At 55.0% G+C, this 12,090-nt stretch carries 10 protein-coding genes; 3 read left to right on the plus strand and 7 right to left on the minus strand.

Annotated features, from left to right (window positions below; all coding sequences use genetic code 11):
* Window positions 1–26: 26 nt before the first annotated feature.
* Window positions 27–821, minus strand: a complete 795-nt coding sequence (locus D9N13_RS16510) for a TatD family hydrolase (protein WP_290592310.1) — start codon at window positions 819–821, stop codon at window positions 27–29.
* Window positions 822–857: 36 nt separating this feature from the next.
* Window positions 858–2,075 (minus strand): EAL and HDOD domain-containing protein, encoded by a 1,218-nt coding sequence (locus D9N13_RS16515; RefSeq protein WP_290592312.1) that lies wholly within the window; start codon window positions 2,073–2,075, stop codon window positions 858–860.
* A 167-nt stretch (window positions 2,076–2,242) separates the two neighbouring features.
* On the opposite strand from D9N13_RS16515, the gene D9N13_RS16520 reads away from it, so the two are divergent.
* Window positions 2,243–3,190, plus strand: a complete 948-nt coding sequence (locus tag D9N13_RS16520) for a chemotaxis protein CheV (protein WP_290592314.1) — start codon at window positions 2,243–2,245, stop codon at window positions 3,188–3,190.
* Between the two features lie 29 nt (window positions 3,191–3,219).
* On the opposite strand, the gene D9N13_RS16525 is transcribed toward D9N13_RS16520, so the two are convergent.
* Window positions 3,220–3,675 (minus strand): DUF1499 domain-containing protein, encoded by a 456-nt coding sequence (locus tag D9N13_RS16525; RefSeq protein WP_290592316.1) that lies wholly within the window; start codon window positions 3,673–3,675, stop codon window positions 3,220–3,222.
* 134 nt (window positions 3,676–3,809) lie between these two features.
* Between D9N13_RS16525 and D9N13_RS16530 the strand changes: the two genes are divergently transcribed.
* Both D9N13_RS16530 and thpR read left to right on the plus strand, forming a co-directional pair.
* Window positions 3,810–4,490: an OmpW/AlkL family protein gene (locus D9N13_RS16530; protein WP_290592318.1), complete on the plus strand. Its 681-nt coding sequence runs from the start codon at window positions 3,810–3,812 to the stop codon at window positions 4,488–4,490.
* A gap of 94 nt (window positions 4,491–4,584) precedes the next feature.
* Entirely contained in the window at window positions 4,585–5,175 is a 591-nt protein-coding gene (gene thpR / locus D9N13_RS16535; protein ID WP_290592320.1) for an RNA 2',3'-cyclic phosphodiesterase, read from the plus strand.
* 14 nt (window positions 5,176–5,189) lie between these two features.
* Here thpR and D9N13_RS16540 read toward each other — a convergent pair whose 3' ends face one another.
* From D9N13_RS16540 to imuA, 4 genes are all read right to left on the minus strand, one after another.
* A complete protein-coding gene (locus D9N13_RS16540) occupies window positions 5,190–8,282 on the minus strand; it encodes an error-prone DNA polymerase (protein WP_290592322.1) in 3,093 nt (1,030 codons plus the stop codon).
* Window positions 8,283–8,359: 77 nt separating this feature from the next.
* Window positions 8,360–9,700 (minus strand): acyltransferase family protein, encoded by a 1,341-nt coding sequence (locus D9N13_RS16545; protein WP_290592324.1) that lies wholly within the window; start codon window positions 9,698–9,700, stop codon window positions 8,360–8,362.
* 107 nt (window positions 9,701–9,807) lie between these two features.
* The gene (locus D9N13_RS16550) at window positions 9,808–11,244 is read right to left on the minus strand and encodes a Y-family DNA polymerase (protein WP_290592326.1); all 1,437 of its coding nucleotides are present in this window, start codon (window positions 11,242–11,244) and stop codon (window positions 9,808–9,810) included.
* A 1-nt stretch (window position 11,245) separates the two neighbouring features.
* Window positions 11,246–12,019 carry a translesion DNA synthesis-associated protein ImuA gene (gene imuA, locus D9N13_RS16555; protein WP_290592327.1) on the minus strand — a complete coding sequence of 258 codons (774 nt, stop codon included), beginning with the start codon at window positions 12,017–12,019 and terminating at the stop codon, window positions 11,246–11,248.
* Between the last annotated feature and the right edge of the window lie 71 nt (window positions 12,020–12,090).

Raw genomic sequence — 12,090 nt, forward strand, 5'->3', positions numbered from 1 at the left:
CGCAGTGACGGGTGTCGGGCGGAAAATCAGCTCAGTGCAAACAGCCGTTTGGCATTGCTCGTGGTTTTCCGGGCCAGGCTTGTCGGGTCGGCCTGCAGCAGGTTGGCAATCTGTTCATGGATATGCGCCAGAAAAGCCGGTTCATTGCGGCGGGATTTGGGTTTGGGGCGCAGGGTGCGCGGTAACAGGTAGGGGCAGTCTGTTTCCAGCAGCAAGCGATCTTCCGGAATAAGATGAATCAGTTCCTGTAAATGTAAACCCCGGCGCTCATCACAGATCCAGCCGGTGATGCCCACATACAGATCCAGCTCCAAATAGTTTTCCAGTTCCTCACGAGTGCCGGTAAAGCAATGAATCACCCCGCCCTTGAGTGTTGATCGATAACGCTTTAACAGCTGTAATTGCTCCCGGTGGGCATCCCGTTCATGAAGAAAAACAGGTAACCCGGTTTCTCCGGCCAGGATCAGTTGCTGCTCGAAAGCAAATCGCTGTTGTTCCGGAGCTGAAAAGTTGCGATTGAAGTCCAGGCCGGTTTCCCCGATGGCGACCACGTGAGGATCGCTGGCCAGTGATGTGATGGCTTGCCGGTGCTGGTCCGTCCACTCTTTGGCATGGTGGGGATGCACACCGGCGGTACACCACAGGCCGGGACCATGACGTTGGCATAATGCAATGGCCTGTTGGGATTCGCTCAGATTGGTGCCGGTCACAATCATGGTTCCAACCCCCGACTCGTGGGCGCGGGCAATAACTTGATCCAGGTCGTTGTGGAAGGCGCGGTCAGTGAGGTTGACGCCGATATCAACCAGGTGTTCTGGCATGGGGTATCTTCGTGTTCTTGGTTGGTTGGGCAAAGCCTATTCGAGCAGGGATTTCATGATCTCAGTGGTCCACAGTAGGGCTTCCAGATAGGCCTGTTCAAACAGACTTTCTTCGATACCTAAGGCCGCCAGCTCAGGCCACTGAATTGCGTTCCAATCGCCACGCTCGTGAGCAATGATGTTGCGCAGTAGTGTACCGATATCACCGGCAAAATGTAACAGGGCGGCATTGATCGCCTCTTCAAAAGGCAATGACTTGAGGAGCTGCTCTTTGGGTTGATCAAAGAACGCGTCGATAAATGAAAACATCCCTACGGTAAAATAGGTTTCCGGGTTGTTTTTACCGCTGGCCTTGGCCAGCAGTTCCATCATCTTGGCCCGGCTCAGGGTCAGGCAGATCAATTCACTGGGTTTGTCCGACATGCGCGACAAGGCAATCAGGCTGGACCATTGTTTCAAGGTCTGCATACCCAGCAATACAACAGCCCGCCGTATGCTGTCGATTTTACTTTGAGTGGCGTACTGGGCGGTATTGCAGATACGCAGGATTTTGGTGCTGAGGCTGATATCACTGGTGATGATGTCTTCCAGATTGGTCACCGAGGCATCCGGATTCTGCAGTTCCGCCAACAACCGCATAACGACAATTTTGTTGGCGGGCATGGGTTCCCCGTGCACGTTTTGGGGACGGGAGAGAAAATAGCCCTGGAAGTATTCAAAGCCCAGTGCCTTGCAGTGCTCCAGTACCTCGTGGCTTTCCACTTTTTCTGCCAGCAGCTTAACTTGGTAGGGCTTAAGTTGTTGCACCAGTTGTGCCAGTGCGCTGCTGGTATGGGCCAGCACATCGATTTTCACAATCTGGGCCATCTGCAGCAGGGGCTGCCATTTTTCGTCAAATTCAAAGTCGTCCAGAGCGATGCTAAAGCCGGCTTTTAGCAGTGCTCTAACCCCGTCAATCACATCCTGATCCGGCTCCACGTCTTCCAGTATTTCAACGGTGACGTGACGGGCATCAAATGGGGGTGGTGACAGTAACCATTTTTGGGTGAAGTTGATGAACGCAGTTTTGTTATCGCATACCTTGTCGATGCCGATTTCGGTAAAGGCATTGATGACCAGCTGTGATGTCGCCAGGTCTCCATCCCAGACCCATTCAGAGGGGTGGGGAGGGCGGAACAGAAGTTCGTAGGCGAAAAGGTTTAGATCCCGGTCAAAAATGGGTTGGCGAGCCAGCAGAATGTGGTGTGATTCCATTCAAACTCCAACGGGTAAACAGCGGGTGATGAAGCGTTCCCATTGAGTTTAGACGAGGTGTTTGAGGCGAGGCGGGATTTCTCTGTTTATAGCAAATGGTCATAAGAGCCCTGTTCCGGGCTGGTCTACACTGAAACAAGTACTTATCGTCGAGATGTGGGTTGAACATGGCCGGAATACTGGATTCAGTGGATCAGCGGACGCAGTTAGTGGGGGAGAACCGCCTGGAGTTGCTGTTATTCCGTTTGCAACGCGGCAGTTTGTTTGCGCTGAATGTTTTCAAGATTCAGGAAGTGCAGACCTTGCCCAAATTAACCAGTCTGCCACAGAGTCATCCGCATATTGTGGGGGTAACCCATACCCGGGGCAGAACCATTCCCGTGATTGATCTGGGTGCCGCCATTGGTTTGGGTCCGATCGAGGATCGCCAGCACTGCAATATAATTATTTCTGAATACAACATGACGGTGCAGGCCTTTCTGGTGAAATCAGTGGACCGCATCGTCAATATGAACTGGGAAGACATCATGCCACCGCCTAAGGGAGCCGGGCGGGCCCATTACCTTACAGCCATCACCAAGTTGAATGGCAAACTGGTGGAAATTATTGATGTTGAAAAGGTATTGCAGGAAGTCTCCCCCTATAACACACGGGTGAACCAGGAGGTGCTGGATCAGGATCTGGTGAGCCAGGTGCAGGGGGTTGAGATTCTGGCGGTGGATGATTCACCGGTTGGGTTGGCGCAGGTGCGGGAGACAGTACAGCAACTGGGGCTTACTCTGATTTCCGCCAGTGATGGTGCCATGGCGTTGAGAATGCTGAAGAAATGGGCTGATCAGGGGATTGATGTCAACCAGAAGCTGGCCATGGTCATTACCGATGCGGAAATGCCGGAGATGGACGGCTATCGCTTGACCCGGGAAATTCGCGATGATCCCCGTTTGAAGGATATGTTTGTGGTTCTCCACACTTCACTTAGCGGTAACTTCAATCAGGCCATGGTGGAGAAAGTGGGCTGCAATGGCTTTCTCTCCAAGTTTGAACCCGACAAGTTAGCACTAACGGTGCAGGATCGCCTCAAGGCGTACCTCAAGCAGTACCCACGGGGCGCGTAGATACGGCCATGCTGGCAAGCCACCTGCGGTTATTCGCAGCAGGGCTCGAATGATTCCCTGATTTCATCCATGCGCTTGCGGTTTTTGCCCAGATCGCTGTAGCCCACCCTGGACGCGGAGCGCACCTGAATCCCATCTTCCAATATCAAAAACTCCGCATCGTCAGTAAAACGCATGATGGCCGTTGTGAATTGCGCATGGATGTAGTGATCGCCGTTGTTGGCTATCTCGGCTCCGGGATAGGCATTCAGTACTTCCATAAGCTTGTGTTTGGCCTGCTCGGTTGTGCCCTGATAGGTCAGGTGGGGGTAAAACTTATCTTCACTTTGTGCTGTTGACGAAATGCAGTTCGGGCTGCTGGGGCAGTCGGCAAGCTGGTTCCCGTTAACCCCTTTCGCTACAGGATTGGATCCGCAACCACCCATAAAAAGGCCGGCAGTTAAAACAAAGCCGGCAGTTATCCGTGAAAAATTGATCTGTGTCATTTTGTGCAGTCCTTATTGTTTTGTGCGTCCACGTATGTTGATTCAGATCATTATTGCATCTTTTGCAGACCCTAGACTACACCCAACCTAAATTTCTAGATTCTTGTTTTAACATAGAAAAGTTGAGGAATAGTATGGCTGCTAAATTACAAGCTTCAGTATCTGTTTTGGCCTTGGGTGTGGCCTTGGTGTCGGGTTCTGCGCTGGCGTATGAACAGGGCGATATGGTTTTACGCGGCGGCATTGCCATGGTGGATCCTGATGCCAGCAGTTCGCCTCTTGCTATTAACGGTAGCGAAGTGGCGGGCACGTCGGTTGATGTGGATGATAACACCCAGCTGGGCATCACCTTTACCTACATGCTGAGCGATGATGTGGGTGTGGAAGTGTTGGCGGCAACGCCGTTTTCTCACACGGTCAGCGCCAAAGGGTTGGGTGATGAGTTTGATGCCATTGACCTGAAGCACCTGCCACCAACGGTGAGTGTGCAGTATTTTCCCATGGACAGCGCGGCCAAGTTCCAGCCCTATGTGGGTGTGGGCCTCAATTACACCATCTTTTTCGATGAAGAACTGACATCTGAATTCAAGGCCAATGTGGACGACGGCAGTGTCAAGCTGGATGACTCGTTCGGTTTGGCGTTTGAGTTGGGGTGTGACTATGAGTTGTCGGATAACCTGGTGCTGAACGCCGCCATCTGGACCATTGATATCGATACCGAAGCCACTATCAAGCTGGATTCCGGTGCCAAGGTTACCACCGATGTCGATATTGACCCGCTGGTTTACATGGTGGGTGTGGGTTACAAATTCTAAGCCGATTCTTGATCTCTTTACTCTCTAGGTTTAGCCCCTCGTGACGGGGGGCTTTTTTCGTTGTGTTTTCTGATTCGTTGTTCACAATGGAAGCATGAAAACAGACATCACAGGTGATGATCTCATCCGCTGTTTTTTGGCGGTGCCTCTGGCGGCACAGAGTAGTGCCCTGCTGGATTCAGCGGTTACCCGGCTCAAGCCTTTTTATGCAGAAGGCTCGGTGCGTTGGGTGGCGGCGTCGAACCGGCATATGACGTTGGCGTTCCTTGGTGATCAATCACCGGAAACCGTATTGTGCCTGCAGGCCCCCCTGCAATCTGCGCTTGCGGCCGTGCCGGCGTTTGTTCTGGAAAGTGTGGCGGTAAGTGGATTCCCGGATGCCAAATCCCGAATTGTTGCATTGGAGTTGGAGTGTACTGCGGCGTTAAAGGGTCTGCTGTCGAGTGTGCATGCAGTGCTGGCTAGGCAAGGCTTGGCGGTGGAAAAACGCCCTTATCGGCCGCATGTTACCTTAGGCCGACTGGACGGCCGACTGGACGGCCGACTGGGCCGGGGAGGGAGCAGGCGGCCCTTGTTCCAGCCTGTGGCGATAAACATGCCGGTGTCGTCGTTGGTTTTGTATCGAAGTCGCCTTCTGCCTTCCGGATCTGAGTATGAGCCTGTGTGGGAGGTAGCGCTGATCTGAATGGGGGAGGGCGATCAGTGAAAATCCCGGGAGCGGGTTTCCAGCTCTCCCAGCAAATGACTGCAATCCTCAATCTGGCCGGCAATCACATGTATGACACTGCCTTCCCGCTCAACCACGCCCTTGATCTTCAGCATGCGGGAGTGCACGACCGCGGACCGATTGCGTTCCACCAGATCACGCCACACCACAATGTTGCTGTTGCCGGTTTCGTCTTCTAGGGTGATAAATACCACGCCGGTGGCGGTGCCCGGCCGTTGGCGTCCGGTCACCAGCCCGGCGATGCGTACAAACCGTTTGTGGCCCAACGCATACAGATCCTGATGGCGTTTGTAGCCTTTCAGCGCAGGGTGATTGCGCAGTAACGCCATGGGATGGCGGCCCAGGGTCAACCCCAGGCTGTGATAATCCTGGTTCAGGTTTTCGGCTTCGCTGGGGGCAGGTAACGTCACCGCTGTTTCCTGCTGGTGCTGTTGTTGCAGCAAGGGGGTTTCCTGTTGCAGGCCCTGGGCTTCCCAACGTGCCTGAAAACGGTGTGGGGTCAGGGCAATAAAGGCATTGGCATGGGCCAGCGCATCCATATCCCGTTTGCTCAGGTGGCAGCGTTGTTGCAGGTCGGCCATGGACTGGAACGGCCTGTCCTGCCGTTGCGTCAGCAGTGTGTCTGCGGCATTGCGGGACAGGTTTTTTACCAGCCGCAATCCCAGGCGGATAGCCGGTTGCCGTGTGGGATGCCGGTGCAGTGAATCGGTTTCGAGATGATGCTCCCACAGACTGCATTGGACATCCACCGGGCGTACTTCCACCTGATGGCGTTTTACATCCTGCACCAGCTGTGATGGTGAATAAAATCCCATGGGCTGACTGTTGAGCAGGGCGCAGCAGAAGGCCGCGGGCTCATGGCATTTCAGCCAGGCTGAGGCGTACACCAGCAAAGCGAAGCTGGCGGCATGGGATTCGGGAAACCCGTATTCACCAAAGCCCCGGATCTGGGAAATGATGCGTTGGGCGAAGTTGATGGAATATCCCCGGTGCAACAAACCCTGCGCCAGTTTTTCCTCGTATTGCTGCAGTTGCCCTTTGCGCTTCCAGGCCGCCATGGCACGGCGTAATTGGTCGGCTTCTCCGGCGCTGAAACCGGCCGCCACCATCGCCAGCTCAATCACCTGTTCCTGAAAAATAGGCACTCCCAAGGTGCGTTCCAGCACCTGTTTTACGTCCGGGCTGACATAGCTCACGGTTTCCAGGCCCTGCCGGCGGCGCAGGTAAGGATGCACCATATCCCCCTGAATGGGGCCGGGGCGAACGATGGCCACCTCGATCACCAGATCATAAAAGCAGGCCGGTTTCAGCCGTGGCAGCATGGCCATCTGGGCACGGGATTCCACCTGAAAAACCCCCACGCTGTCCCCCTGCTGCAGCAGATCATAGGTTGCAGGGTCTTCCGCCGGCAGGGTGGCCAGGGTCCACTGCTGGCCACGCAGCTGTTGGATCAGGTCAAAGCTTTTGCGGATGGCCGTCAACATGCCCAGGGCCAGCACATCCACTTTCATCAGGCCCAGGGCCTCGATGTCGTCCTTATCCCATTGCACCACCGTGCGCTCTGCCATGGCGGCATTTTCAATGGGCACCAGTTGATCCAAAGGCCCGGCGGAAATAATAAAGCCCCCCACATGCTGGGACAGGTGGCGGGGGAAGCCCAACAGGGTGTCCACTAACTCTTTGAAACGCTGGATACGGGGATTGTGGATGTCGATACCCAGTTCCTGTAGGCGCTGGGGCAGCTGATCCTGTTTATCCCACCAGGCAATGGACTTGGCCAGTTGATCCAGCAGTGTCTGATCGAAACCGATGGCCTTGCCCACGTCACGAATAGCACTTTTGATACGGTAGCTGATGACGGTGGCGGTCAGTGCAGCCCGTTGCCGGCCGTATTTGCGATAGATGAACTGGATCACTTCCTCGCGCCTTTCGTGCTCGAAATCCACATCAATATCCGGCGGCTCATGGCGTTCCCTGGAAATAAAGCGTTCGAACAGCAGATTGCTTTTGGCGGGATCCACTTCGGTAATGAACAGGCAGAAGCACACGGCGGAATTGGCCGCTGAGCCGCGCCCCTGGCACAGTATTTTCTGGCTGCGGGCAAACTGGACGATGTCGTATACCGTGAGAAAATAGTATTCGTAATTCAACTCGTGAATCAGCTCCAGTTCCTGTTCGATCTGAGCCCGAACGGAGGGCTGAACCCCATCGTGCCAGCGTTCCTTGATACCGGTTTCCACCAGTTGACGCAGCCAGGATTGAGCACTGTGTCCCGGCGGTACGACCTCCCGGGGGTATTCGTAGCGCAGTTCATCCAGTGAGAAATGACATTGCCCTGCAATGTTCTGGGTTTCATGGATGGCTGCGGCCGGATACAGGCGCTCAATGACAGGCAGGGGGCGCAGGCTGGTTTCCCGGTTGGCATGCAGTTGAAAGCCGGCGCTGTGGACGTGGGTGTTGAGGCGAATGGCGGTAAGTACATCCTGTAGTGGCTGCCGTTCCGGCAGGTGGCAGTGAACGTTGCCACAGGCCACCACCGGGCATGCCAGTTGTTGTGCCAGCCATTGCCGTTGCCGGCTCAGTTCGGGATCGGATTGTCTCAGGTTATTCTCCAGCCCGATCCACAGGCGTTGGCCGCAATGGGTCAGCAGCTGCTGGCAGTGGTCATCCGGCTGCCGGCATTGTCCGAGGCTGGGCAGCCAGATAAACAGGCATTCACTGGTGGCAGGATGCAGGTCGTTGACCCGCAGCTGGTATTGGCCTTTCTCTCTGCGGTTGCGGGCCCGGCTGATCAGGGTGCAAAGCTGACCATAGGCGCGGCGGGTGGGGGCCAGAATAACCAGGTGCAGTTGCTCTTCTGTGATGACATCTGTGCCGATGATCAGTTTGATATTGTGCCGGCGGGCTTCCACATGGGCGCGGACCACCCCGGCCACGGAACACTCGTCGGTAATGGCCAGTGCCTGGTACCCCAGCGCGGCGGCCTGCTGCACCATCTCTTCCGGGTGAGAGGCGCCTTTAAGAAAACTGAAATTGGTAAAACAGTGGAGTTCGGAATACAACATGGCACTATACTGTAAAAATATACAGTATAGTGCCATGCATGGAGTGGGTCTATGTCTTTGGCTTTATGTTGCCCGCATCAGGCCCTGGATTCCATGGGGGTGGGTTTGGTGGCACCGCGATTGACAGCCATCAGTTCCCGCATATTGAGGAACGGTTTTTCAATGAGCAGCCAGCACAGCACGCCGAGAATGATGGTCACAATCAGAGACAGAAAGGCCCCCAGGCTGACGGTGGTGAGCATGGCTTGGGCTGGCGATAATTCCAGGGTGTGGACATATTGGTTGAGCGGGTGTACCACCAGCAGAATGACGATCAGGTGCAACAGATAAATGGAATAGGTCAGCTGCCCCAACGGGTGCCAGATTCTGAGGGAATAAAACCAGGAAAAGAGCCGTGCGTGGCTCAATTGCAGAAAGGCAGACATCAAAAACCAGGCAAAAGCGATGCTGAATAACGTGCGATTGCAGATCAGGTAGAGGCGTAACCCGTTACCGGGTTCGCTGAAGCGGGATTCCATGATGGGAAAGTGCATAAAAAACACAATGGTGCCCATACTCAGAAGGTTCAGCAGTAGCGGACGATAAGGTGTGGCGCAGGCCCAGTGGCGAATGGCCTGTTGATGGAAGCAGTAACCATAACCGGCGATCACTCCCACGATCAGCGGACCAAAGCGGGTGGCCAGGTTGTCGTACAGCTTGCCATAGAAAATCATGGAGACGGTTTTATCGGATAGCATATCCCGGTAATGACCGTTCCACAGTTCCTGGTAGTAATACAGCACACCCGCCCGGATCAGCAGTGACAACACCAGCAGGCCCAGCATGGTTTTCATAAACGACCGCTGGGGCGATTTGGCAATGAAAATCAGAATCAAAGGCAATAAAAGGTAGAACTGTTCTTCCACCGCCAGCGTCCAGGTCCACTGCAGGGCCATGTTGTCCGGATGCAGAAAATTGTTGACGTAAAGCAGGTTGGCCCAGATCCATTCGTGATTACGGGCACCGCTTACCCAAAAGATAATGGCAATCACGGCATACAGTGGTGTAAGCCTCAGGTAGCGGCGCAAATAAAACCGTTTTAACTGAATATCACCGGTTTTGTTTTGCTCCTTCAGCAGCATCAGGCTGATCAGAAAACCACTGACCACAAAGAACAGGTCAACGCCCTTGTCGGCATTCCAGATCCACCACAGATAGAAGGGGGCATCCTCCAGCGACTGAAAGAAAACCTCTTTGCCGTTGTACAGGCTGTACACAAAGATGGTGTGAGCCAGCAGTATCCAGACCATGCCGAAAAATCGCAGGCCATTAATCAGATAAAAGGTGTCAGAGCTGTCGTCGGTCAGGGCCTTGAAATTGCGTTTTACTGACCATAAACCGGGAATGGTCATGGCTGCATCGGTTGTTTTTTTGTTCATCTTTTTGTTCTTTTTGTCGCGTGCTTCCGGCAGATTACTGCATCAGCAAAATCAGGCCAAGTGAAGTACTGTTGCAAATTGCAATCCGGCTTACGGCCATTCCATGGTTATAACGAGAAGAGTCCGTGCAGAAACCAGTCCTGGTTATCCCGATCCCGGTATACCCACAGGTGTTGGCCATTACCCTGTTGCGCAATGTAATAATCCCGGTTTACCGGAGTATTATCCCACCAGCCGGTGTCAATGCGCTCCGGCCCCTTCAGCAGTTGCAACGGAACGTGGTAAACCGGTAATCCCTTTTTGCTGCGCAGTTTTTGTGGATGCTGCAAAAGCCAGAATGGACGCTGCTCCGAGGGATGCTGAAGTGCCTGGCCCTGCCCCGGTGTCGCCGAGTACCAACAGTGCTCCGGGCGGTGATCCGACACCATGCCCAGGCTGTGTACCTGTTGTTTTCCCAGCCGTGTCTGCAGTCGATCCACCAATTGGTAGCGGCTAATGTGATCCGGCTGCTGGGGGCGAAACAGATCTCGCTGCTGAACATGCAGCCCATGGAATTGATCTGCCCTGAGCCGCAGCGTCAGCACGGGTGCTGCCAGTTGTAATGTTTCCAGTTTAAGTTGAACCAGAGGCAGAATATCGGCCAAACGGTGCATGGGGGTGGCCAGTTCAATGGGCCATGATTGTGTCTGGCGGCTACGTAACAGTAGGGAAAACAGAAAACGGCTGACGGCAGACTGCCGGGCATACAGATAATGTTCCAGGCGGCTCAAGAGGTGGCGGATGGGGAATAGCAGATGCTGGGCATTATCCAGTTCCTGCACAAAGTCCAGCTCAGTCTGGAACTGTGGCGGCAGGTTCCAGTGGGGCAGGGGGCTTTTGCGTTCACCGGTGAGCAGATTAAGGTAATGGGTGAAAGCGTCACCAAAACGTTTGCCCAGGGTATCGCGGGGCAAGGCCAGCAGCTGGCCTACGGTTCTGATCCCCATACTGTACAGCAATTCCTTTTGCGCGGTGGCGATATCCAGCCACTGTACATCGTAGTCATGCACATCCTGCAGTGAAAAAAAAAGCGCCCGATTACTGCTTTCGTGAGCCTGGGCAAACAGCAGTGCTGCCATATCCGTGTCGGCAAAGGCCAGACTGAAGGGCGTGAATCCCGCAGGCAACTGTTGCAGAAGCTGTTGTGCCAGAGCCTGTTGCCCATTGAACAGTTTCAGGCTGTGACTGACCTCCAGCAGTAAATTGTTCTGCCCATGGGGGCGGATGTGGGGGGTGAATTCATAGGCCCAGTGCCCCAGTTGTTGCAGTGCCTGTTGTTCGCCGTCGGGAGAATAGGGCTGGCATTGCAGATCCCGCACCAGGCCTTGTGCTGTGGGAATGGTCATGCCGGGCACAATGCCTGATTGTAGCGCAGGCTGATTGGCGTACAGCACCAGTCGGCGCTGTTTGCGGGTAATTTCCACCACCAGTGGTTGTGCGGCAGGGGCTCCTTGTTCCACCAGGTTCAGCGCCAGTGCGGGAAAATGCAGACAGGCCCAGAGCATCTCAGCCTCCGGAATGGGGTGCGGAATAGAAACCCGTTGTGCAGGCCCCGACCGGACGGGTGGGCAGTGTGGCGGCCGGCTTGTGTGCAGCGGCCGGGGCGTTGCCATGCAGTGTGGTGGATGAATGAAGGCCGGGGCGGGCCAGGCGCAACCAGGGTGATCCCCAGTGGCCACGGCATTTTACCACCCGTACCTGGAGCTCTTGCTGCAGAGGGCCCATCTCCAGGCGCAGTGGTGCCGGGGAGGGTTGCTGCATCTGTGCCTGGGGCCGCATCAACAGGCACAGGCTGTTGCCTTTCTGGGCGGCCAGTTGCAGGCGCCGAATGTGTTGTGGCGTGGGGTTGCGGGGCCAGCCCTGTACGGCGCTGCAGGCACCCGAAGACAGACACTGTTCCATGGCCCAGAGCGTGTCTTTGTCTTGCTGGCTGTGTACAACCAGCGTGTTTTCCAGTGCTATTCCCTGTTGCATGAGTGCCGGTGCATAGGGCATCCAGGGAGGGTTGACCCACACCAGCCAGCGTGCTTGCTGGCTGAGTGAGGCCAGTGCTGAGGAGACCAGTTCTACTTCGCCACAACCCCAGTGGGGGCACAGGATTTCGGTAACGCCGGTAACGGGCAAACCGCCTTCCGGCAGTACCTGATCCAGTGCATGGTAGCCTGTGGCAACGGTTGCAAAATCCTGTTGTCGGCACTGTTTGCTGCGCATGCCATCCGCCGCCCGCCAGATGGCCGGATGATGCAGGATGGTGTTTAGCTGTGGCTTGGCAGCGGACATTGCGGCTCTCATACAGGTTGCGATACTGTAATTATATACAGTATTTCGGGGGCGGCAAGGGCTTTTAAACC

The sequence above is a fragment of the Ketobacter sp. GenoA1 genome, from assembly GCF_003671475.1.
In the GTDB taxonomy this organism is placed as follows: domain Bacteria; phylum Pseudomonadota; class Gammaproteobacteria; order Pseudomonadales; family Ketobacteraceae; genus Ketobacter.